The sequence below is a fragment of the Janthinobacterium sp. BJB304 genome, assembly GCF_002735765.1.
Classification (GTDB): domain Bacteria; phylum Pseudomonadota; class Gammaproteobacteria; order Burkholderiales; family Burkholderiaceae_D; genus Janthinobacterium.
In genome coordinates this window covers 56,498-78,580 of the sequence record NZ_PDZN01000027.1, presented here as the reverse complement: position 1 = coordinate 78,580, position 22,083 = coordinate 56,498, and the positions used below count along the sequence as shown (strand labels likewise).

Annotated in this window: 23 protein-coding genes; 13 read left to right on the top strand and 10 right to left on the bottom strand. The window is 63.1% G+C overall.

All coding sequences use genetic code 11. From position 1 onward, the window contains the following. Window positions 1–44: 44 nt before the first annotated feature. A complete protein-coding gene (locus CSQ95_RS25355; protein WP_099411507.1) occupies window positions 45–545 on the bottom strand; it encodes a MarR family winged helix-turn-helix transcriptional regulator in 501 nt (166 codons plus the stop codon). Window positions 546–866: 321 nt separating this feature from the next. Next, window positions 867–1,745, bottom strand: a complete 879-nt coding sequence (locus CSQ95_RS25350) for a LysR family transcriptional regulator (RefSeq protein ID WP_099411506.1) — start codon at window positions 1,743–1,745, stop codon at window positions 867–869. Between the two features lie 122 nt (window positions 1,746–1,867). On the opposite strand from CSQ95_RS25350, the gene CSQ95_RS25345 reads away from it, so the two are divergent. Next, window positions 1,868–2,872: an NAD(P)-dependent alcohol dehydrogenase gene (locus tag CSQ95_RS25345; RefSeq protein ID WP_099411505.1), complete on the top strand. Its 1,005-nt coding sequence runs from the start codon at window positions 1,868–1,870 to the stop codon at window positions 2,870–2,872. Window positions 2,873–2,894: 22 nt separating this feature from the next. Here the strand turns inward: CSQ95_RS25345 and CSQ95_RS25340 are convergent, their stop codons facing one another. Then, complete coding sequence (locus CSQ95_RS25340; RefSeq protein WP_175444698.1) at window positions 2,895–3,656, bottom strand: DeoR/GlpR family DNA-binding transcription regulator; 762 nt, start codon at window positions 3,654–3,656, stop codon at window positions 2,895–2,897. Between the two features lie 225 nt (window positions 3,657–3,881). Between CSQ95_RS25340 and glpD the strand changes: the two genes are divergently transcribed. The 8 genes from glpD to glpK all read left to right on the top strand — a co-directional run bounded on the left by glpD (window position 3,882) and on the right by glpK (window position 13,061). After that, window positions 3,882–5,420 (top strand): glycerol-3-phosphate dehydrogenase, encoded by a 1,539-nt coding sequence (gene glpD, locus CSQ95_RS25335; RefSeq protein ID WP_180279161.1) that lies wholly within the window; start codon window positions 3,882–3,884, stop codon window positions 5,418–5,420. Between the two features lie 74 nt (window positions 5,421–5,494). Further along, window positions 5,495–6,589, top strand: a complete 1,095-nt coding sequence (locus CSQ95_RS25330; RefSeq protein ID WP_099411503.1) for an ABC transporter ATP-binding protein — start codon at window positions 5,495–5,497, stop codon at window positions 6,587–6,589. 1 nt (window position 6,590) lies between these two features. Beyond that, a complete protein-coding gene (locus tag CSQ95_RS25325; RefSeq protein ID WP_099411502.1) occupies window positions 6,591–7,691 on the top strand; it encodes an ABC transporter ATP-binding protein in 1,101 nt (366 codons plus the stop codon). After that, window positions 7,691–8,575, top strand: a complete 885-nt coding sequence (locus tag CSQ95_RS25320; RefSeq protein WP_034754965.1) for a carbohydrate ABC transporter permease — start codon at window positions 7,691–7,693, stop codon at window positions 8,573–8,575. The genes CSQ95_RS25325 and CSQ95_RS25320 overlap by 1 nt, the downstream gene beginning before the upstream one ends. Then, window positions 8,572–9,378, top strand: a complete 807-nt coding sequence (locus CSQ95_RS25315; RefSeq protein ID WP_070313375.1) for a carbohydrate ABC transporter permease — start codon at window positions 8,572–8,574, stop codon at window positions 9,376–9,378. The genes CSQ95_RS25320 and CSQ95_RS25315 overlap by 4 nt, the downstream gene beginning before the upstream one ends. 31 nt (window positions 9,379–9,409) lie before the next feature. Continuing rightward, window positions 9,410–9,685 carry a DUF2160 domain-containing protein gene (locus tag CSQ95_RS25310; RefSeq protein WP_070222334.1) on the top strand — a complete coding sequence of 92 codons (276 nt, stop codon included), beginning with the start codon at window positions 9,410–9,412 and terminating at the stop codon, window positions 9,683–9,685. A gap of 71 nt (window positions 9,686–9,756) precedes the next feature. Further along, complete coding sequence (locus CSQ95_RS25305) at window positions 9,757–11,484, top strand: ABC transporter substrate-binding protein (RefSeq protein WP_099411501.1); 1,728 nt, start codon at window positions 9,757–9,759, stop codon at window positions 11,482–11,484. Window positions 11,485–11,567: 83 nt separating this feature from the next. Next, window positions 11,568–13,061, top strand: coding sequence for a glycerol kinase GlpK (glpK, locus tag CSQ95_RS25300; protein WP_099411500.1), 1,494 nt, complete (start codon window positions 11,568–11,570; stop codon window positions 13,059–13,061). Window positions 13,062–13,065: 4 nt separating this feature from the next. On the opposite strand, the gene CSQ95_RS25295 is transcribed toward glpK, so the two are convergent. Genes CSQ95_RS25295 through CSQ95_RS25285 form a run of 3 tightly spaced genes read right to left on the bottom strand, consistent with a single transcriptional unit; the run spans window position 13,066 to window position 14,702 of the window. Further along, on the bottom strand, window positions 13,066–13,446 hold the full coding sequence (locus CSQ95_RS25295) for a hypothetical protein (RefSeq protein ID WP_099411499.1): 381 nt from the start codon (window positions 13,444–13,446) through the stop codon (window positions 13,066–13,068). Between the two features lie 2 nt (window positions 13,447–13,448). Then, window positions 13,449–14,009: a YdcF family protein gene (locus CSQ95_RS25290; RefSeq protein ID WP_257218217.1), complete on the bottom strand. Its 561-nt coding sequence runs from the start codon at window positions 14,007–14,009 to the stop codon at window positions 13,449–13,451. Window positions 14,010–14,063: 54 nt separating this feature from the next. Then, window positions 14,064–14,702: a cysteine hydrolase family protein gene (locus tag CSQ95_RS25285; protein ID WP_099411498.1), complete on the bottom strand. Its 639-nt coding sequence runs from the start codon at window positions 14,700–14,702 to the stop codon at window positions 14,064–14,066. Between the two features lie 112 nt (window positions 14,703–14,814). Between CSQ95_RS25285 and CSQ95_RS25280 the strand changes: the two genes are divergently transcribed. Both CSQ95_RS25280 and CSQ95_RS25275 read left to right on the top strand, forming a co-directional pair. Continuing rightward, complete coding sequence (locus CSQ95_RS25280) at window positions 14,815–15,804, top strand: GlxA family transcriptional regulator (protein WP_099411497.1); 990 nt, start codon at window positions 14,815–14,817, stop codon at window positions 15,802–15,804. 112 nt (window positions 15,805–15,916) lie between these two features. Next, window positions 15,917–16,819: a hypothetical protein gene (locus CSQ95_RS25275; protein WP_143450077.1), complete on the top strand. Its 903-nt coding sequence runs from the start codon at window positions 15,917–15,919 to the stop codon at window positions 16,817–16,819. Here CSQ95_RS25275 and CSQ95_RS25270 read toward each other — a convergent pair. The 4 genes from CSQ95_RS25270 to CSQ95_RS25255 all read right to left on the bottom strand — a co-directional run bounded on the left by CSQ95_RS25270 (window position 16,802) and on the right by CSQ95_RS25255 (window position 19,403). Continuing rightward, window positions 16,802–17,659, bottom strand: coding sequence for a tetratricopeptide repeat protein (locus tag CSQ95_RS25270; RefSeq protein ID WP_099411495.1), 858 nt, complete (start codon window positions 17,657–17,659; stop codon window positions 16,802–16,804). The two genes, CSQ95_RS25275 and CSQ95_RS25270, sit on opposite strands and share 18 nt — an antisense overlap. 89 nt (window positions 17,660–17,748) lie before the next feature. Then, the gene (locus CSQ95_RS25265) at window positions 17,749–18,315 is read right to left on the bottom strand and encodes a carboxymuconolactone decarboxylase family protein (RefSeq protein WP_099411494.1); all 567 of its coding nucleotides are present in this window, start codon (window positions 18,313–18,315) and stop codon (window positions 17,749–17,751) included. A 91-nt stretch (window positions 18,316–18,406) separates the two neighbouring features. Continuing rightward, entirely contained in the window at window positions 18,407–18,754 is a 348-nt protein-coding gene (locus tag CSQ95_RS25260; RefSeq protein ID WP_034754978.1) for a hypothetical protein, read from the bottom strand. Window positions 18,755–18,902: 148 nt separating this feature from the next. Further along, on the bottom strand, window positions 18,903–19,403 hold the full coding sequence (locus tag CSQ95_RS25255; protein ID WP_070222192.1) for an Lrp/AsnC ligand binding domain-containing protein: 501 nt from the start codon (window positions 19,401–19,403) through the stop codon (window positions 18,903–18,905). A gap of 106 nt (window positions 19,404–19,509) precedes the next feature. On the opposite strand from CSQ95_RS25255, the gene CSQ95_RS25250 reads away from it, so the two are divergent. After that, window positions 19,510–20,799 carry a D-amino acid dehydrogenase gene (locus CSQ95_RS25250; RefSeq protein ID WP_099411493.1) on the top strand — a complete coding sequence of 430 codons (1,290 nt, stop codon included), beginning with the start codon at window positions 19,510–19,512 and terminating at the stop codon, window positions 20,797–20,799. 13 nt (window positions 20,800–20,812) lie between these two features. Beyond that, complete coding sequence (alr, locus tag CSQ95_RS25245; protein ID WP_257218216.1) at window positions 20,813–21,922, top strand: alanine racemase; 1,110 nt, start codon at window positions 20,813–20,815, stop codon at window positions 21,920–21,922. The last annotated feature ends 161 nt before the right edge of the window (window positions 21,923–22,083 follow it).

Here is a 22,083-nt window from a genome sequence, read left to right as displayed (position 1 = left end):
GCGCCCGCGCCACCGTGTCACCCTTGCCGGCAGTGCGCTGGCTGTCAGTTCAGCGGGACGCTCTTGAGCTGATGCGTGCGCGCCACTTCCTTCATCGCCTCGAGCAGGTCGTCGCGCAGCTGGCGCGGCAGCTTGCCGAAGAATTCCTCGTCGTTCTGGTCGGCCATCTCGGCCAGCACGGGCACCAGCGCCTCGCCTTCCGTGGTCAGTTCGATCGAATGCTGGCGGCGGTCGGCCAGCAGGATGGATTTGCTGACCATGCCCTTGCTTTCCAGGCGGTCGATCAGTTTCGACACGGCGCCCTTGCTCATGCCGGACACTTGCGCCAGCACCGTGGGCGAGGTGCAGCCCAGGCGGAACATTTCGCGCAGCACCACCCATTCGGACACCGTCACGCCATTGGCTTCGGCTTTCTTCTGGAAGCTGTGGGACACATGGTTGGAAACGAAACGCAGCCAGTAACCGAGATGGGCTTCCAGTTCGCTGACGGGAACGCTGTTGGGACGGGCGGCTTGCGTGGCGGCCGATTCAAAATTATGGCTCATTTCTCTTCCTTCACTGGGCGGCGTTGCCGGCATGGTTAAGGCCTTCACGCTTGCTGTCGAGTGGTTTGTTTGGGAACAATCGTCGTGCTTGAGGTATTTCTAACACTGTTTTCACAGGAAATCATTCAGCGGCAAAAAGTTTTTCCTTTTTCTCTTGCTCTAAATATATAAAAAGCAATATCAAGCAAATAATCGTATTGCTAGAGAGGAAGATTAAAAAAATAACTCATGTTGCATCAATGGTAACATGAATTTTGCCGAATTGATAAATATTTCAAGCGCGATCACTGTCGCATGGCACAGGTGTGTTGCCGACGCCAATCAGCTGAACCGTTCCACGAGAAAATCGACGAAGCTGCGCAGCTTGGGCGAGCGATAGCGGTCCGGCAGGTAGACCACGTTCAAGGGACGGCTGGGCAGGGCATGCGCGGGAAACAGCTGGACCAGGCGGCCTGCCCGCACGTCCGTTTCCAGCAGGAAGGCCGGTTGCAGCACGATGCCCATGCCATGCAGTGCGGCAACGCGCAGCGCCTGGCCGTGGTTGACTTGCAGGCGGCCCGAGACGGGCACGCTGCAGACGCCGTCCTCGCCTGTCAGGCGCCAATGCGCCAGGGCGGCGGGCGAGAAGGATAGGCATTCGTGCCGGCTCAGCTCGGCCGGGTGGCGCGGCGTTCCCCTGCGCGCCAGATAGTCGGGAGCGGCGCAGATCATCAGCCGGTAGGGCGCCAGCGGCCTGGCGATCAGCAGGGAATCGGGCAACTGGCCGATGCGGATGGCGGCCTCGAAACCTTCCTCCACCAGGTCGACCACGCGGTCGCTCAGCGACACATCGATGCTCACGTCGGGATAACGCTCCAGGTATGCGGCCATGGCGGGCATCAGCGCTTCCGCGCCGAAGGTGAGGGGCGCCGTGATGCGCAGCTTGCCGGCGGGCGCCAGTTGCAGGTTTTGCGCCTGCACGTCGGTTTCGGCCACCAGCCTGAGGATTTCCTTGCAGCGCGCATAGTAATCCTCGCCGAAGGCCGTCAGGTGCTGGCGCCGGGTGGTGCGCTGGAGCAACTGCATGCCCAGGCGCTTTTCCAGCGTCCGCAGGTGGTTGCCGGCCATCGTCGCGGATATCCCGCAGGCGGCCGCGGCGGCGCTCAAGCTGCCTTTTTCCACGGCCAGTACATACACCTTCATGCTGTCGAGCAAATCCATTGGCAATCCCTGGTGTCAAATCATTGAATCAAACCATAGTTTATCTATTAATGATTTCAAATGACACTGCTGTTTGTCCCGCCAGCGCGCGGCCACCCTGACACATTGCCCGAGAACAGACCATGCAAGCCATCCAACTGACCGCTCCTTCCCTCACCGCGTTTCGCCAGACCGAGCTGCCCGAGCCGCAGGCCGGGCGGGGCGAGGTGCTGCTGCGCCTGCGCGCCGCCACGCTGAACTTTCTCGACGTGGCCATTGCGACCGGCAACTTTGCCGGCGCGGCCTTTCCGCTGATTCCCGTCGCCGACGGCGCGGGCGAAGTGGCGGCGCTGGGCGAGGGCGTCAGCGGCCTGGCCGTCGGCGACCGCGTCATCCCGCACTTCATGCCGCGCTGGCAGGGCGGTGCCATCGCGCCGCACAACGTGGGCGCGATGCGCGGCGTCACCTTGCCGGGTTCGCTGGCCGAATACGTGGCCGTCCCTGCCGCCAGCCTGGTCGCCTTGCCGGCCCACCTCGATTTTATCCAGGGCGCGGCGCTGCCCATCGCGGCCACGACGGCGTGGAATGCCGTGGGTTCGGCGCAAGTGCGCCCCGGATCGGTGGTGTTACTGTTGGGAACGGGCGGCGTCAGCCTGTTTGCCTTGCAGTTCGCCAAGGCGTCGGGTGCCACGGTGATCCTCGCGTCGTCCAGCGATGACAAGCTGGAACGGGCGCGCCAGCTGGGCGCCGACTACCTGATCAACTACCGGGCCACCCCGGCATGGGATGCGGAAGTGCTGAAACTGACCGGCGGGCGGGGCGCCGACCTGGTGGTAGAGACGGTGGGCGGCGCCACCATCGTGCGCTCGCTCAACGCGGCGGCCGTGGGCGGCACGGTCTTCACGGTGGGTTTTGTCGGCGGCACGGCCGCCAGCATCGACTTGCTGCCCGTCATCGTCAAGGCTTTGCGCATCGTCGGAAACAACACCGGCTCCGTGGCGGACCTGGCGCAGGCGGCACAGGCCATCGCCGCGCATGGCATCGTGCCCGTCATCGACCGCGTGTTCGGCCTCGGCGACACGGCTGAAGCGTATGCGCAGCTGGCTGCCGGCGGCCGCCATTTCGGCAAGCTTGCCATCGCGCACTGAGCCGGCCGGGACACTGTTGCCGTCAGGCGGCGACGTGCACTTTCACGTTCGCGTCGCGCAGCACCTCGGCAAAGCGGGGCGGCGGCGGCGCGTCCGTAAACAGGATGTCGACTTGCGCCAGGTCGGCCAGCCGCACCAGCGCCTTGCGGCCGAATTTATGCTGGTCGGCCACCAGCCACACTTCGCGCGATTGCTCGATGATCGCTTGCGCCACCTTCACTTCGCGCGCGTCGAAGTCGCGCAGGCTGCCGTCTTCGTCGATGCTGGAAATGCCGATGATGCCGATGTCGACCTTGAACTGGCGGATGAAGTCGATGGTGGCTTCGCCGACGATGCCGCGGTCGCGCCCGCGCACCACGCCGCCGGCCACGATGACTTCGCAGGCGGCGTTGTCGGCCAGGATGGCGGCCACGTTGAGGTTGTTCGTCACCACGTGCAAGCCCGTATGGCGGCCCAGCGCGCGCGCCACTTCCTCGGTCGTCGTGCCGATATTGATCAAGAGCGAACAGCCGTGCGGCACCTGCGCGGCGACGGCGGCGGCGATGCGCCGCTTGGCGTCGCTGTTGAACACTTGCCGCTGGCTGTAATCGATGTTTTCCACGGACGAGGGCAAGCCGACTCCGCCGTGGTAGCGGGCCAGCAGGCGCGCTTCTTCCATCTGCTTGACGTCGCGGCGCACGGTCTGCGGCGTCACGTCCAGCTGCTGGGCAAGCTCCTCGACGGACATGGTGACCTTCTGGCGCACCACTTCGAGCAAGCGGCGCTGGCGGGGATTCAAAATCATGGGCTTGTCTCTTTAAAAAACACAAACGAACAAAAACGAACAAATAGTGATAAAAATATGTTGCTATCGATTCGCAATCTGGCGTATCTTATCCATATTGCATTCGAATTACAGCTGTATTGATCTTAACGACAGTCGCCGGCGATGCCTAGTCTTTCCTCGCCGGCCTTCCCCGACAGACACGGAGTCCCGATGGCGGCAGCACAGCAAGGTATGGAGACAACGATGGCATGCGACGTGCTGGTGGTGGGCGGCGGCATCAATGGCGCCGGCATCGCGCGCGACGCGGCCGGACGGGGCTTGTCCGTGGTGCTGTGCGAAAAGGATGACCTCGCTGCCCACACCTCGTCCGCTTCCACCAAGCTGATACACGGCGGCTTGCGCTACCTCGAATACTATGAATTCGGCCTCGTGCGCAAGGCGCTGATCGAGCGCGAAGTACTGCTGCGCTCGGCGCCGCACATCATGTGGCCCTTGCGCTTCGTCATGCCGCACGCCCAGGGCCAGCGTCCGGCCTGGCTGATACGCGCCGGCCTCTTCCTTTACGACATGCTGGCCAAGCGGGAAATCCTGCCTGGCTCGCAGGGCATCGACCTGACGCGCCACGCGGCCGGCAAACCGTTAAAACCCGAGTTCAAGCGGGGCTTCGTGTATTCCGACGGCTGGGTCGACGATGCGCGCCTGGTGGTCCTGAACGCCATCGACGCGGCGGACAAGGGCGCGACCATCCTGACGCAGACGCGCTGCACGGCCTTGCGGCGCGACGGCGCGGGTGCGGACGCTTGCTGGCAGGCGACCCTGCTGCAAGGCGACGGGCGTGAGCTGTCCGTGCGTGCGCGCAGCGTCGTCAATGCGGCCGGGCCGTGGACGGCCGAGTTCCTGCAGCAGGCGGCGCCCGGCGGACAGGGCCGGCATTTGCGCCTGATCAAGGGCAGCCACATCGTCGTCAAGCGCCTGTTCGAGCACGATCACGCGTATATCTTCCAGCATCCGGACGGGCGCATCGTGTTTGCCATTCCGTATGAGCACGATTTCACCCTGATCGGCACCACCGATCTCGACTACCACGGCGACACTGGCAAGGTGGAAATCGATGACGAGGAAATTCGTTACTTGTGCGAGCTTTCCAGTTACTATTTCAGCAAGCCCATTGTGCCGGCCGACGTGGTGTGGACGTATGCCGGCGTGCGCCCGCTGGTGGAGGACGCGGCGGCCGACGCCAAGGCCGTCACGCGCGATTACCGCTTCGAACTGGACCAGGAAGGGGCGCCGCTGCTGAGTATTTTCGGCGGCAAGATCACCACGTTCCGCAAGCTGGCGGAGGAAGCGCTCGATGTGCTCGCGCCCTTATTGGCGCCGGTGCCAGGCAATGCGCGGCCGGCCTGGACGGCCAACGCCTGCCTGCCCGGCGGCGACGTCTTCGGCAGCACGCCGCAGAACCGGTCCGTGCGCGAGTTCGGCCAGTTCGTGCAAGGCTTGCAGCGCGACTATGCGTGGCTTCCGGCGGCGCTGGTGGCGCGCTATGCACGCGCCTACGGCACGCGCATCCACGTGCTGCTCGCCGGGCGGACGGATGTGGCGGCCATGGGCGAGGAAATCGCCGCCGGCCTGTACGCGGCGGAAGTGGACTATTTGCGGCGCCACGAATGGGCCGTCAGCGCGGCCGACATGCTGTGGCGGCGCTCCAAGCTGGGCCTGCACCTGCCGCGCGAAACGGCGGACACGCTCGACGCCTGGCTGTTGCAGCACCCGTTGTCGTTGTAGGCAGCACACGTTGGCGACCGCACCCCGCAGAGGGCGCGGCGAAGAATAAGAAACCATCACTGGAGGAGAAGCGCGTGCAACTGGTACTGGACAAGATCAGCAGGAAGCAGGGGGCTGACGATTTTTTATATCCGATGTCGCTGGCATTGGTGCCGGGCGCCATCAACGTCTTGCTGGGCACCACGCGTGCCGGCAAGACGACCCTGATGCGCGTGATGGCGGGGCTGGACAAGCCCAGCGGGGGCACGGTGACGGCCGACGGCGTCGACGTGACGGGCGTGCCCGTCAGCAAACGTAACCTGGCCATGGTGTACCAGCAATTCATCAACTATCCGGCCTTCACCGTCTACGACAATATCGCTTCGCCCTTGCGTTTGCGCAAGGTGCCCGAAGAGCAGATCCGGACGAAAGTGCTGGCGCTGGCCGAGCGCCTGCACATCACGCCCTACCTGCAGCGCACGCCCGGAGAATTGTCGGGTGGGCAGCAGCAGCGCACGGCGCTGGGGCGCGCGCTGATCAAGGATGCGTCCCTGCTGCTGCTCGACGAGCCCCTGGTCAACCTCGATTACAAACTGCGCGAGGAATTGCGCCGCGAATTGACGGAACTGTTTTCCAGCGGCAGCACGACGGTCGTGTATGCGACCACGGAACCGCTGGAAGCGCTGCAACTGGGCGGCCACGTGGCCGTGCTGCACGAGGGACGGCTGCTGCAGCAGGGGCCGACCCTGGACGTCTTCAACGCCCCCAATTCCATCGATGTGGCGCGCACCTTCAGCGACCCGCCCATCAACCTGATTCCCGCCCGCGTGAGCACCGATGGCGTGGCGCAGGCAGCCGATGGCCTGGCCATCCACCTGAGCGGCGCGCAGCGCGCCCGCCTCGGCGAGCGGCGCGACGTGATCCTCGGCGTGCGCGCACACAGCCTGCATTTATCTCCCCAGTCCGAAGGCGACGTGGCCATCGCGGCGCAAGTGGACCTGGCGGAAATCAGCGGCTCGGAAACCTATGTGCATGCGCGCCGCGGCGACCTGGCCCTGGTGGCCCAGCTCGGCGGCGTGCACAATCTGGAGATCGGCAGCGCCTGCACCGTGTATTGCCAGCCGCACGCCTTGCTGATCTTCGCCGACGATGGCGGGCTATTGTTCGCTCCTGTGCAAGGAGGGGTGTGACATGGCGCGCATCGAACTGGTGGACCTGGCTCACGCCTACAAACCGAACCCGACGGCACCCGCCGACTATGCGCTGCGGCCCATGAGCATGGAATGGCATGACGGCGGCGCCTATGCCTTGCTGGGGCCGTCCGGCTGCGGCAAGACGACCTTGCTCAATATTATCTCCGGTCTCGTGAAACCGTCGCATGGCAAGGTGCTGTTCGACGGCAAGGATGTCACGCAGCTGCCGACGGAAGCACGCAATATCGCGCAAGTGTTCCAGTTTCCCGTCATCTACGACACCATGACCGTGCACGACAATTTGGCGTTTCCGCTGCGTAATCGCGGCTGGAAAGAGAGCGAGGTGAAAAAGCGCGTGCAGCAGGTGGCGCAGATGCTGGAATTGACGGGCGACTTGAAACTGCGCGCCAGCGGCTTGTCCGTGGACGCCAAACAAAAGATTTCGCTGGGACGGGGCCTCGTGCGCCCCGATGTGGCGGCCGTGCTGTTCGACGAACCGCTGACGGTGATCGATCCGCATTTGAAATGGCTGCTGCGCAGGAAATTGAAGGAAATCCATCACGAACTGAAATTGTCCCTGATCTACGTCACGCACGACCAGGTGGAAGCCTTGACCTTTGCGGACCAGGTGGTCGTCATGACGCAGGGCGAAGTGGTGCAGACGGGCAGCGCGCAGGCGCTGTTCGAGGAACCCGAGCACACCTTTGTCGGCTATTTCATCGGCAACCCGGGCATGAACTTGCTCGATTGCACCCTGGACGATGGCGGCGTGCGCGTGGCGGGACAGGCATTGGCCGTGTCCGCCTCCGCCCGCGCGGCCCTGGCTGGCGCGCAAGGGAAAATCACGCTGGGCGTGCGGCCGGAATTCGTCGCATGCCTGAAGGCGGGCGAGGGCGGTGCGGGTAGCGACCATTGCCTGGACGCCACGGTGACGGCCGTGCGCAATATGGGTACGCATTACCTGGCGGAATTCCAGCTGGGCGGCACGACGGTGGCGGCCAAACTGCGCGCCATCGATGCCGTCGCCGGTGACGCTGTGCGGCTGCAGTTTCCGCCGCAACGCACCTTGTTCTATGTCAACGATAAGCGGGTGGCCTGATGATACATAACGGTAAAACCGATAACAACCGCCGCGCCTGGCTGCTGATCCTGCCCGTGCTGCTGTGCGTGGCCTTTTCCGCCATCCTGCCCCTGATGACGGTGGTGAATTATTCCGTGCAGGATATTTTGAGTCCCACGCAAAAGGTCTTCGTGGGCACCGAGTGGTTCCGCATGGTCATGCTCGATGGAGACCTGCACAGCGCCTTGCTGCGCCAGCTGCTGTTTTCCGGCTCCGTGCTGGCCATCCAGATTCCGCTGGGCATCCTGATCGCCCTGTGCATGCCGGCCGATGGCTGGAAGGCGTCGCTGGCGCTGGTGCTGATCGCGCTGCCCTTGCTCATTCCCTGGAACGTGGTGGGCACCATCTGGCAAATCTTTGGCCGCGGCGACATCGGCCTGATGGGCTACACCCTGAATCAATTGGGATTCGACTACAACTACAACGGCAATTCGCTCGACGCCTGGCTGACGGTGATGGTGATGGATATCTGGCACTGGACACCGCTGGTGGTGCTGCTGTGCTATGCGGGTTTGCGCGCCATTCCTGACGCGTATTACCAGGCGGCACGCATCGACGGCGCCTCGCGCCTGGCCGTGTTCCGCTACATTCAGCTGCCGAAACTGCGCAATGTGCTGATGATTGCCGTCTTGCTACGCTTCATGGACAGTTTCATGATCTACACGGAACCGTTCGTGCTGACGGGCGGCGGACCGGGCAATGCCACCACGTTCCTGTCGCAATACCTGACGCAAAAGGCCGTGGGCCAGTTCGACCTGGGGCCGGCCTCGGCCTTCTCACTGATCTATTTCCTCATCATCCTGCTGTTCTGCTTTGTGCTGTACACGTGGATGCAGAGAGTCGGCACGGGAGACCAGAAATGATGCACAAGAAAATGAGCAGCGCCATCCTGATCGTCTTTTTGCTGGGCTCGCTGTTGCCCATCTACTGGATGCTCAACATGTCGCTCAAGACCAACGAGGAAATCGTCGGCGTCTTGAGCCTGTGGCCCCAGCAATGGACGTTCGCCAACTACCACACGATTTTTACCGACCGTTCCTGGTACAGCGGCTACATCAATTCCATGATTTACGTGGCCTTGAACATGGTCATGTCCGTCACCGTCGCCTTGCCGGCAGCTTACGCTTTTTCCCGCTATAACTTTGTCGGCGACAAGCATTTATTCTTCTGGCTCTTGACCAACCGCATGACGCCGCCCGCCGTTTTCCTCGTGCCGTTCTTCCAGCTGTATTCGACGGTGGGCCTGATGGATACGCACCTGGCCGTGGCGCTGGCGCACATGGTCTTCAACGTGCCGCTGGCCGTGTGGATTTTGGAAGGTTTCATGTCCGGTGTACCGAAGGAAATCGACGAGACGGCGTATATCGACGGCTACAGCTTTCCCCGCTTCTTCATCCGCATCTTCTTGCCGATGATCAAGTCGGGCGTGGGCGTGACGGCGTTCTTCTGCTTCATGTTCAGCTGGGTGGAATTGCTGCTGGCGCGCACCTTGACCTCCGTCAATGCCAAGCCGATTGCCGCCACCATGACGCGCACCGTCTCGGCGGCCGGCATGGACTGGGGCGTGCTGGCGGCGGCCGGCGTGCTGACCATCGTGCCCGGCGCACTGGTGATCTGGTTCGTGCGGCATTACATAGCCAAGGGTTTCGCGATGGGGAGGGTGTGATATGGAAAATAATACCGATAGCGCAGCCAGCCTGTTCGGCTGGATGGCGTGGACGCCGGAAGTGGCCATCTTCTTTATCTGCATCGGCTTGATGCTGGCTGGCATGACGGTGTGGCAAATCCGCTCGCCCAGCATCGAACGCAAGGGCTTCCTGCCCATGCCGACGACGCGCGGCGACCGCCTGTTCATCGGCTTGCTCACGGCGGCCTACGTGAATCTGGCCTGGGCGGGGTTCACGGAAATGCAGCAGGCGATAGGCGCTGCCATCAGTTTTGTCATTTTATTAGTGGTAATGCGTTGGGGATGACCGGCTTGCCGGTGTTGATGGAGGCCGTACCGCCAGCAGGCGGCCGGCAATAAAATAAAAGGAGATTCACGATGAAATTGAAGTTCACGGTCTTCGCGGCTGCGGCCATGCTCGTGTCGAACGCGGCCCTGGCCGACGCCAAGCAGGCGCAAACCTGGATCGACAAGGAATTCCAGCCATCCAGCCTGAGCAAGCAGCAACAGCTTGCTGAAATGAAATGGTTCATCGATGCGGCGGCCAAGCTGAAAGCCAAGGGCATCAAGGAAATTTCCGTGGTCTCGGAAACCATCGATACCCACGTCTACGAATCGAAGACCCTGGCCAAGGCCTTCGAGGAAATCACGGGCATCAAGGTGCGCCACGACATCATCCAGGAAGGCGACGTGGTGGAAAAGCTGCAAACGTCGATGCAGTCCGGCAAGAGCATCTATGACGGCTGGATTTCCGATTCCGACCTGATCGGCACGCACTACCGCTATGGCGCCGTCGAACCGCTGTCCGACTACATGGCTGCCAAGGGCAAGGAATTCACGAACCCGGGCCTGGACCTGAAGGATTTCATCGGCATCAGCTTTACCACGGCGCCCGATGGCAAGGTGTACCAGTTGCCCGACCAGCAATTTGCCAACCTGTACTGGTTCCGCGCCGACTGGTTCGCGCGCAAGGATTTGCAAGCCAAGTTCAAGGCCAAGTATGGCTACGAGCTGGGCGTGCCGCAAAACTGGTCCGCCTATGAAGACATCGCCGACTTTTTTACCAATGACGTGAAGGAGCTGGACGGCAAGAAAGTCTATGGCCACATGGATTACGGCAAGAAAGATCCATCCTTGGGCTGGCGCTTCACCGATGCGTGGTTGTCGATGGCTGGCGCGGCCGACAAGGGCATTCCGAACGGCATGCCGGTCGACGAATGGGGCATCAAGGTGGCGGCCGACAAATGCACGCCCGTGGGCGCGTCGATGTCGCGCGGCGGCGCCACCAATTCGCCGGCGGCCGTGTTTGCGCTGACGAAATATATCGACTGGATGAAGAAATACGCGCCGCCGCAGGCGAACGGCATGAATTTCTCGGAATCGGGCCCCGTGCCGGCGCAGGGCGAAATCGCCCAGCAAATCTTCTGGTACACGGCATTTACGGCCGGCATGACGAAACCGGGCTTGCCGGTAGTCAACAAGGACGGCACGCCTAAATGGCGCATGGCGCCGTCGCCGCACGGTCCGTACTGGAAAGAGGGCATGCAGAACGGCTACCAGGACGTCGGTTCCTGGTTCCTGTTCAAGTCCACGCCCGATGACCGCAAGGCCGCCGCCTGGCTGTACGCGCAATTCGTTACGTCGAAAACCGTGTCGCTGAAGAAATCCATCGTCGGCCTGACCTTCATCCGCGATTCCGACATCCGCCACGATTATTTTACGAAGCACGCGAACGAGTACGGCGGCTTGATCGAGTTCTACCGCAGCCCCGCCCGCGTGGCGTGGACGCCGACCGGCAACAACGTGCCCGACTATCCGAAGCTGGCCCAGCTGTGGTGGAAGAACGTGGCCACGGCCATCACGGCGGAAAAAACGCCGCAGGCCGCCATGGATAACCTGGCCGAGGAAATGGACCAGGTCATGGCGCGCCTGCAGCGGGCCGGCATGAAGGCGTGCGCGCCCAAGCTCAATCCGAAAGGCGACCCGAACCAGTATCTGTCGGACCAGCACGCGCCATGGAAAAAGCTGGCGAATGAAAAGCCGAAGGGTGAAACGATTGCCTACGATAAATTATTGCAGGCTTGGAAAGAAGGCAAGGTAAAGTAGTCGTGTAGACTTCTGCCGCCGCTTTCCCGGGGCACGGGCGCTTGTCCGTGCCCTTTTTTCACTGTATAGCCGTAGTAGCGACCATGACCAAATACATACTTGCTTTAGACCAGGGCACCACCAGTTCGCGCGCCATCCTGTTCGACCATGCGGGCCGGCCGCACGCCAGCGCGCAGCGCGAATTTCGCCAGATATTCCCCCAGCCGGGCTGGGTCGAGCATGACGCGGGCGACATCTGGGCTTCGCAGGAAGGCGTGCTGCAGCAGGTGCTGCGCGACAGCGGCGTGGCCGCCTCCGACGTGGCCGCCATCGGCGTGACCAACCAGCGCGAAACGACGGTGCTGTGGGACCGTGCCACGGGCGAACCCGTCGCCAACGCCATCGTCTGGCAAGACCGGAGAAACGCGGCCTACTGCGAGCAGCTGGTTGAACAGGGCAAGGCGGACGTGATCCAGCAAAAAACGGGCCTCGTGCTGGACGCCTATTTTTCCGCCACCAAGCTCAAATGGCTGCTCGACAACGTCCCCGGCGCCCGCGTGCGCGCCGAACGGGGCGAGCTGGCCTTCGGCACCGTCGACAGCTGGCTGATCTACAAGATGAGCGGCGCCCACTTGACGGACACGAGCAACGCGGCGCGCACCATGCTGTTCAACATTCATACTTTGCAGTGGGACACGGATTTGCTGGCGCTGCTGGACATTCCCGCCTCGCTGCTGCCCGACGTCGTGCCCTCGAGCGGCGTGGCCGCGCACACGCATGCGGCATTGCTGGGCGTGTCCGTGCCGATCGCCGGCATCGCGGGCGACCAGCAGGCGGCCACGTTCGGCCAGGCCTGTTTGAAACCGGGCATGGCGAAAAATACCTACGGCACGGGCTGCTTCATGCTGATGAACGTGGGCAAGCGCCCGCTGCCATCGAAAAACCGGCTGCTGACGACGGTGGGCTGGAGCCTGGGCGCCGGCAGCGACAAGACTGATTACTTGCTCGAAGGCAGCGCCTTTATCGCGGGCGCGGCCGTGCAATGGATGCGCGACGGCATCGGCATCATCCGCGACTCGTCCGAAGTGGAAGCGCTGGCCACCAGCGTGCCCGATTCGGGCGGCCTCGTCTTCGTGCCCGCCTTCGCGGGGCTCGGCGCACCGTACTGGGACCCGTATGCACGGGGCACCCTGATCGGCATCACGCGCGGCACGGGCAAGGCCCACATCGCGCGCGCCGCATTAGAGGGCGTGGCCTACCAGAACGTCGATGTGTTGTCCGCCATGCAGGACGACGCGGGCATTGCGCTATCCGAGTTGCGCGTGGATGGCGGCGCGGCCCGCAACGACATGCTGATGCAGTTCCAGGCCGACATACTCAATGTCCCCGTGGTGCGCCCCGTGGTGACGGAAACGACGGCCTTGGGCGCCGCCTACCTGGCGGGTCTGGCCGTGGGCTTCTGGGCCTCGCAGGAAGAAATCGCCGCCCAATGGCAGGTGGGACGCCGATTCGAACCGAAGATGGCGGCCGACGAACGGCTGACGCGCTTGCATAAATGGCAGCGCGCCGTGGAGCGCTCGCGCGACTGGAGCGAGTGACTGCTCACTGACCTGGCCTTGTCATAAGCCTTGCCACGCGCTTTAGCAGGCTCGGCAGAAACAGGGCCGCGCTTGCGGCGCACAGGGCGCTGGCGGCATAGGCAAAGCTTGCCGTGATCGATTGCGTTGCAAATGCCAGCGCGAAACTGCCATACAGCACCGCGCCGCACAGCGCGCCCACGCAGGCCGACAGCCAGTGGCCATGCGCCACGTCCACACGCCGCGCCAGCGCGCCAAAGGCGGCGATGCACACCCACAGCATCAGCGCGCCAAACAGGTACAGGCTTGCAGCGGCGCCGATCGGCTCCGCATCGGCGGCGGCCATCGACGGCACGGCGCATGCGGCCACCAGGCCAAAACTGGCGGCAAAGGCAAGTATCTTCATGTTCAGGATTTCACGTAATACACAAGATAGCCCACGGTTTCCCTGGGTACGGAATACAGGTCGCGCAACTCAAAATACGGCGCATGCACGTTGCCGCTGACGGCGATGCCGGCCCGCTCCAAAGCCAGCCGGAAGCGGGGCACGTGAAAATATTGCGTGGCGACCATGGCTGTCTTCCAGCCGTGTGCGCGCATGAGAAGCGCCGCGTTGCGGGCCGTGGCGTCCGTGGTCCAGCCTTGATTATCCTCAATGATGGCGCCGGCCGGCACGCCGCGCTTGAGCAGGTAGCGGGCCATCGATGCGGCCTCGTCAAAACCTTCCTTGCCCGTCGCCCCGCTGACGAGGATGTGCGGCGCCCTGTGTTCCTGGAACTGTGTCAGCGCCGCGTCGAGCCGCGCCTGCAGGCGGGGGCTGGGCGTGCCGTCGGGCAGGATCGTGTTGCCAGGCACGACGATCACGTCGGCCGGGGCCAGCTTGTCGTTGAGGCCCGCCAGCACCAGGGCGGCCGTGGCCAGCAGGAAAGCACCGGCAGTACTTAAGCCCAGCACAGTTATTTTTCGCATCGTTCATCATCAAGTTGGGAATGGACGCATGATACCCGTCCATTCCCGCCGGCGTCAGTTCGCCTGCGCCTTGCGTGCGCGCTGGGTCGACAGATAAATATTGTCCTTGTCCAGCGGCTTGCCTGCGCGTACGGCATCGAGCCAGTCCTGTGTGCTGACGACGGCGGCGAAATTCGAATGAAATACGCTGCTGAAGACGCGGTGGATTTCCTCGGCGCTGGCCGTGCCGCCCGCATTGGCGTAGGGCAGTGTGCCGGTGGCGTCCTGCAGGAACTCGACTTGCAAGCCGTCGTGCGCGGCCTGGTAGATGGTGGCGGCGTCGCAGTTGTGCGTCATGTAGCCGATCACCGTCAGGGTGTCGATGCCGTGGCTCTCCAGCCAGGCGCGCAAGTCCGTGCCCGCAAACGCGCTGCCCATGCTCTTGTTGATGCGGTGGTCGGCGGCAAAGGCGGCCACTTGCGGGTGCAGCTGCCAGCCGTCGCTGCCTTTTGCAAAGATGGGAGAAGCTTCCGGCGCATCGTGCTGGACGACGATGACGGGCACGCCGGCGGCGCGGGCGGCGGCCATGGCGGTGACGATGTTGGGCAGGGAAATGTCGACGGACGGATATTCGATGGGCATGTCGCCCGTGAAGTATTCATTTTGCACGTCGATGACGAGCAGGGCGCGGCGCGGTGCGGTAGTGGTGGACATGCTTGACTCCTGAATGGTTGAAAGAGGAAGGACTTCCCCGATACAGCCATTTTCAAGCTGCACGGCATAAACAAAAAGTGGCCCGAAGGCCTATCTACGATAAGATCGGGCCATGCCTACCATTTCTTCTTCCCCCTTGAGCGTGGCCGTGATCGCCTTCGACGGCATGACGCCTTTCCACTTGTCCGTGCCTTGCCTCGTGTTTGGTGCCCAGACGGACGAGGCCGATCTGCCGCCTTTCCACGTGCGCGTCTGTGCCGCCGACCCCGCGCCCTTGCGCACGGCGGCCGGCTTCGGCATCACGCCCGAGTTCGGCCTGGAAGGACTGGAGGGCGCCGACATCGTCATCATGCCGGCCTGGCACGACGATTGCCGCGACGCGGCGCCATCCCTGGTCACGGCGCTGCGGGCGGCCAGCGCGCGCGGCGCGCGCATGGTGGGCCTGTGCCTGGGCGCGTTTCCGCTGGCGCAGGCAGGCTTGTTGGATGGCAAGAGTGCAGCCACGCACTGGGGCATGGCGGACCGGCTGGCGGCCCGCTATCCCAAGGTCAGGGTGGACCGGGAAGTGCTGTACGTGGACGATGGCGCCGTGCTGACGTCGGCGGGCGTGGCGGCCGGCCTCGATTGCTGCCTGTATCTGCTGCGCCAGCTGGCGGGCGCCGAGGTGGCCAACCGCGTGGCGCGCCGGCTGCTGGTGGCGCCGCACCGCCAGGGCGGGCAGGCCCAGTTCATCGAACGCCCGCTGCCCGTGTCCGGCAGCGAAGGGCGCTTTGCCGACGTGCTTGCCTGCGTGACGGCCAACCTGGGCGTGGCGCACAGCATCGATGCGCTGGCCGAACGGGCCGCCATGAGCCGGCGCAATTTCACGCGCCACTTCCGCCAAGCGACGGGCACCTCGTTCAAGCAATGGCTGCTGAACCAGCGTCTGGCGCATGCGCAAAGCCTGCTGGAAAAAAGCGCGGCCTCGATCGATGTCGTGGCGCAAGAAGCCGGCTTCGGCACGGCCCTGTCGCTGCGCCAGCATTTCCGGGCCAGCTTGCAGACGTCGCCGTCGGCGTATCGCAAGCTGTTCCGGCAGCGCTTGGCCGATGGCGTGGCCTGAGTCCGGACACGGCCCTTCTTGTTGTTAATTAATGAAGTGCATTTCTAGTTGTGCTGGGATAATATTCACGCGGATTTTATATATTGACATCACCCAGCCGAAAGAGACGCGCTTGAAAAACCTATTTTCCATCACTGCACTGGCCTTCGTCCTGTTCTCAAACACGGCGCTTGCCCAGACCGGCAAGGACTGCACCGCCATCGTCCGGTCCGCGCAAGACGCGGCAGACAGGGCGGACTGGGTGATCGATGGCGATGTCGTCGATGTCGTGCGCATGCATTCGGACCCTGAGCGCCTTCATGTCAGCATTGACAATGCCAAGGTTGAATACGAGCTTGAGCGTTCGCCCCGTTTCTTCAGTGCCATGTTGATTGCCGATGCGTGTTTTTCAGAAAGCGCAATACCCGTGCGGAGTAAGGCCGCCGCCAGTCAGCTCGTCGGCAAGCGCATGCGCTTTTATGGCACAAAACTGACAGCAGGCGGGGGACGCCGCTTTTTCTTCGTGCAAGCCGTCGCCCCGGCCATGCCTGCCATTGCCATGGTGCGCAAGGAATATACGGATAAAAAACAGCTGCCTATCGCCGCGCCGTTCGATGTGCAGGGCTGGACCCGGGCACGCTCGGCAGATGGCGGTTTTTCAGTGGACATGCCCGGCCCTTTTTCCGATATGACGAAGGGCAGTGGCGGGCAAGCGGCGTTCATGCTGCGTGGAACCGACCGTCATGGCTCCACGTTCATGGCTGTATTTGAACGGTCCGGTCCGGGTTCGAGCATGGGCGCAACGTTTGACGAGGCATATTTCAAGCCGAATGCCAATGTCACCAGGTTCAAGGGCGCCGATGCCGTCATCACGCAGGGGACTTTACCTGAAAGCAATGGCGCAAAGATCACGCATGGACTGTGGTTCCGTGTGCCTGGTGGAACGTATATGTTGAGCATCATTGCCGACAAGGAGCATGACGCGCAGTCGCTCGCATCCCGACAGCGATTCTTCCAGTCACTGACCTTTGAATAGCATCATCGCTGGGTCCCGGCTGCCGTTGGGCAGCTGCGCGCTGACGGCGATTTGCCGCGCGATGAAGGCGGCCGGTGCGAAGGCGTAGCGTTCCTGGAACGAGACGGTTTCCGCGCTCATCAGTTCGGCGTACGTCTGCATCAGGGTCGAGGCGGAAACATGCTTGCCTTGTTCCACATAGGTGTCGATGGCGGCCAGCAGCACGGGGTAGTCGGCATTTTCCTTGCTGCCGCCGAAGTTGAACGACAATTGCCCGCAGGCGCGCCAGATGGGGTCTGGTTCCCCGTCCGGTACCGGCTGCGTGCGCAGCCATTGCAAGGCCTTCAATGGCGGGCCGCCAAACGACGGTGGAGAGATGATAGCCTGGATGGCCACCTTGACGGCATCCTCGATTCTTCCCGCGCGCACATACTGTCCGTGCAACAAGGTCAAGGCGTCCGTATATTCGGGAACGATGGCCAGCGCCGCTTCCAGCAGCGCGATGGCCGCGTCCGGCTTGCGCTGCGCAATCAATTCCTTGGCCTCCAGGAACGCGGCGCGCGGGGAAGCGGGGTCGTCGGCCAGCGACGGTGTGGCGACGTACTCGTCTTCCGCCGCTGCGTAGGCTGGCAGAAACGCCGCCAGGCTGGAAAAGTGCGGCTGCAATCGCCACTCGTCGTGCCAGGTCTCGACGACGATCGGTTCGTACGCTTCGCGGCCGATGGGCCAGTACAGGCCGAACGTATCGCCATTGCCCAGCGCCCCTTCGGCGAACGGGGTGAAGCCGAGCGGTGGATACGCAGTCGTGTGTTGCCAGTCTTGTTCGACGGAGATGTGGGCGAGGTTTGCAGGTGGTTGCATGGAAGTTGCCGAGGATAAAACGCCAGTGTAGAGCAAGAGCGCGTCCACTGGCGTTCCCTGTCACGGCACTTGGGCAGGGGCAAGGCCCTTCAGTCGCGTTCCGGCACCGGCACGTTGAAGCCGTTCAAGGTGGTCGAGACCAGCGCGTACAGGCCCACCAGGTAGATCAGTTCGTTGGTGCCGTGCTGGCCAAAGGTGGCCAGCGCCAGGCGGTACAGCGGCTCCGGCAGCGTGCCGCCGCCGCTGAGCGCGTAGGCAAAATCGTAGGCGATGCTCTCATGCTGGTCCAGGTCGATGGGCTTGACGTCGGCCACCAGCGTGGCCAGGCGCTCGGCCGACATGCCTTCGCGCTCTGCGACGGCGATGTGGGCGTAGATTTCATAGGCAGCGTTGTAGCGCGCGCCGACCACCAGGATGGCAATCTGGCGCACGTTATCGGGCAGCGTGGCGTTGGCCGTCATGGCCAGGGTCAGGTCCCAGATGGCCTTGCCGATGGCCGGTTCGTGCAGCCACGGATTCCATGGCCCCATCAGGGCGCCGTCTTCGCGCACGGCGATGAAATCGTTGAAATTGCTGGTGATGCCTTTGCGCATATCGTCGTACAGCGGCTGCTGTTCGGGCGTCAGGTCTTGCGGAGCGATCAGGGGCAGGCGCATGGGAACTCCTTGCTGGGTAGGTGAGCGGTGGGCGGCGGGAGCCAGCAGCCAGTATAGCCAGCCTGGCTGGCGGCGCCCGTTCGCTGTGCGCCTACTTGCGCGGCTCGTGTATCCTGAATTTCCGCACGATGCCTGCCTGGTCGAACATGACGGCCACTTCGCGCGTGCCTTTTTCGCCCAGCAGGGGGATCAGCCGCGTCACCTTGGGCGCTTGCAGCTGGTTCTTGTAGACCCAGACTTCATAGCCGGGATCGAAGCTGACGACGGTGGCGTTGCCCAGGGCCGCGTCGAGGTCGAGGCGGGTGGTCTTGCCGACCTTGATGTTTTGATAGATGGCGCCGTTGTCGGGCGCGCGGTTGACCTTGTATTCACTGGCGGTGCACATGGCCACGGCCAGGCCCGCGAGGCAGGAAGCTGCCAGTTTGATCAATGTGTTCATAGGGACTCCCGGTGTGCATCACTGCTTCCAATCTCAGAGGGGACGGGCGTGATGTCATGCCGGGAGTGTGCTTGCGTCGCCGCGAATGTGCTACAAGATTATACAAAGGCGCAAAAAATGATGCCGTTGGTGCCGGCTGGCGGTACTTTTACCGGTTCTGCAGCACGTCGGTCGACAGTGCCAGGGTTTCCTTGATTTCTTCCATCACCACATAGCTTTTCGATTGCGCGGCGCCCGGCAGCTGCAGCAGCATGTCGCCCAGCAGCTTGCGGTATTCGGCCATTTCATGGATGCGCGCCTTGATCAGGTAATCGAAGTCGCCCGACACCAGGTGGCATTCCTGCACTTCGGGAATCTGCAGCACTTCGCGGCGGAATTGCTCGAAGGCGGACGCCGACTTTTGATTGAGAGTAATCTCTACAAAGACGAGCAGCTTGGCGCCCAGCGCGGCCGGGTTCACCTTGGCGTGGTAGCCCGTGATGACGCCGTCACGCTCCATGCGCTTGACCCGCTCGATGCAGGGCGTGATGGACAGCCCCACCTGTTCACCGAGGTCTTTCATCGAGATGCGGCCATCCTGTTGCAGGATGCGCAGGATGTGGCGGTCCAGCTTGTCGAGGCCACGTGCCGATTCTTTAAGGATTCTCATGATTTATTGCTGAATATCTCGATTTATACGTGAACAAATACTGGCTCTTTCCCAATATGATAGCGGTTAATCTGGCGTCAGCCTAAAAAAATATAATGAGGAAACTATGCGTATCGTGATTCTGGGTAGCGGCGTCATCGGCGTCACCAGTGCTTACTATCTGGCCAAGGCAGGACATGAAGTGACCGTCATCGACCGCCAGCCGGGCCCCGCACTGGAAACCAGCTTTGCGAATGCGGGGCAAATCTCGCCCGGCTACGCTTCGCCATGGGCGGCGCCCGGTATTCCCCTTAAAGCCGTGAAATGGATGATGCAGCGCCACGCGCCGCTGGCCATCTCGCTCGACGGCAGCGCCGCCCAGCTCAAATGGATGTGGCAGATGTTGCGTAATTGCACACCGGAAGCGTATGCCGTGAACAAGGAACGCATGGTGCGCCTGGCCGAGTACAGCCGCGATTGCTTCAAGGTGCTGCGCGCCGAGGCCGGCATCACGTATGAAGGCCGCCAGCAAGGCACGATGCAATTGTTCCGTACCGAAAAGCAATACAACGACGCCGCCAAGGATATCGAAGTGTTGAAAGACGCGGGCGTGCCGTATGAAGTGCTGCAGCGCAACGAGCTGTCGCGCGCCGAGCCGGCCCTCGAAGCGGTCAAGGATAAACTGTTCGGCGGCCTGCGCCTGCCCAACGATGAAACGGGCGATTGCCAGCTGTTTACCACGCGCCTGTCCGAGATGGCCGAGGCACTGGGCGTGAAGTTCCGCTATGGCGTCTCCATCGATGCATTGCTGACACAGGGCGACGAGATTGCCGGCGTGCAATGCGGCGCGGAAATCGTCAAGGCCGATTCCTATGTCGTGGCCCTCGGCTCCTACTCGACGGGCTTCATGAAGCCGTTGCTCGACATCCCCGTGTATCCGCTGAAAGGCTATTCGATCACCGTGCCCATCGTCAACGCGGCCAAGGCGCCCGTGTCGACCATCCTCGATGAAACCTATAAAATCGCCGTGACGCGTTTCGACGACCGCATCCGCGTGGGCGGCATGGCGGAAATCGCCGGCTACAACCTGAACCTGAATCCGCGCCGCCGCGAAACCCTGGAAATGGTCGTCAACGACTTGTTCCCCGGCGGCGGCAACACGGCTGAGGCCACGTTCTGGACGGGCTTGCGCCCGATGACGCCGGACGGCACGCCGATCGTCGGCCGCACGCCGCTGCGCAACCTGTTCCTGAACACGGGCCATGGCACTCTGGGCTGGACCATGTCCTGCGGTTCGGCGCAATTGCTGGCCGACCTGATGTCATCGAAACAGCCGGCCATCCTGGCCGACGACCTGTCCGTCAGCCGCTACAGCGGCGCGCAGCGCGGCGGCAAGTTGCAATACGCGGGAGCCTGAGATGGCGGGAAGCATGCCTCCAAAGGAACGTAGCGGCGCCATCCTGACGGTGGACCTCGATGCCGTGCGCGCCAACTACCGTTTGCTGCGCGACAAGGCGCACCCGGCCGCCTGCTCGGCCGTCGTGAAATCCGATGCGTATGGCCTGGGCGCCGCGCAAGTGGGCGCGGCCCTGTATGAAGAAGGGTGCCGCCATTTCTTCGTGGCCCACCTGGAAGAGGGCATCAGCCTGCGCCCGCATGTGGCGCCGGACGCGGCCATCTTCGTGCTGCACGGCCCGCCCGTCGACACGGAAGGCGAATTCACGGCCCATGGCCTGACGCCCGTGCTCAACAGCGAGCCGCAGGTGGCGGGCTGGCGCCGGCACGCAGCAGCGCTGGGCACCACCCTGGACGCCATCGTGCAGGTGGACACGGGCATGTCGCGCATGGGCCTGTCGCCGCAGGAAATCGACGGCTGGCTGCTGGACCCGCACTTTCTCGACGGCATCAATGTGCGCTATGTCATGAGCCACCTGGCTTGCGCCGACGAGCGCGCCAACCCGATGAATGGCGAGCAGCTGGCCCGTTTCATCGCCATCCGCGCCCGTTTGCCGCAGTACCGCGCCAGCCTGGCCAATTCCTCGGGCATCTTCTTGTCGCCCGATTACCACTTCGACCTGGTGCGCCCCGGCGCGGCCCTGTACGGCATCGGGCCGCAGGGCGGCGAACCGAATCCGCTGCGCTCAGTGGTGCGGCTGCAGGGCAAGGTCATGCAGACCCGCACGATCGCCGCCGGCGACCACGTGGGCTACAGCCGCCGCTACACGGCCAGCGAGCCGCGCCAGGTGGCCACGGTTTCCGTCGGCTACGCCGATGGCTGGCTGCGCAGCATGAGCAACCAGGGTCTGGCCATCGTCGATGGCGTGAAAGTGCCGCAGATCGGCGCCATCTCAATGGATTCGATTACGCTGGACGTCAGCGCCATCGACCAGGAACGCGTCGCGCCGGGCAGCCTGGTCGACCTGATCTGCGCCGAACACCCGGTCGACGCCGTGGCGGCCATGGCCAATACCATCGGCTACGAGGTATTGACGAACCTGGGCGGACGCTACTACCGCGAGTACCGGGGCCTGGCACGTTAGCGTACCTGCCAAAACGCCCATGGCGTTGTTGCCTTGCCTTGCCGTACATTCGTACTGTCTTCGGCAAGGCGCCTAGCCCTGAGCATTTTTTCAGGTGCGCTGGTTTCGCACGCTAGGCAGCGCGAAACCGATGATTGTGTGGCAAGATAGCCCTGACGTGC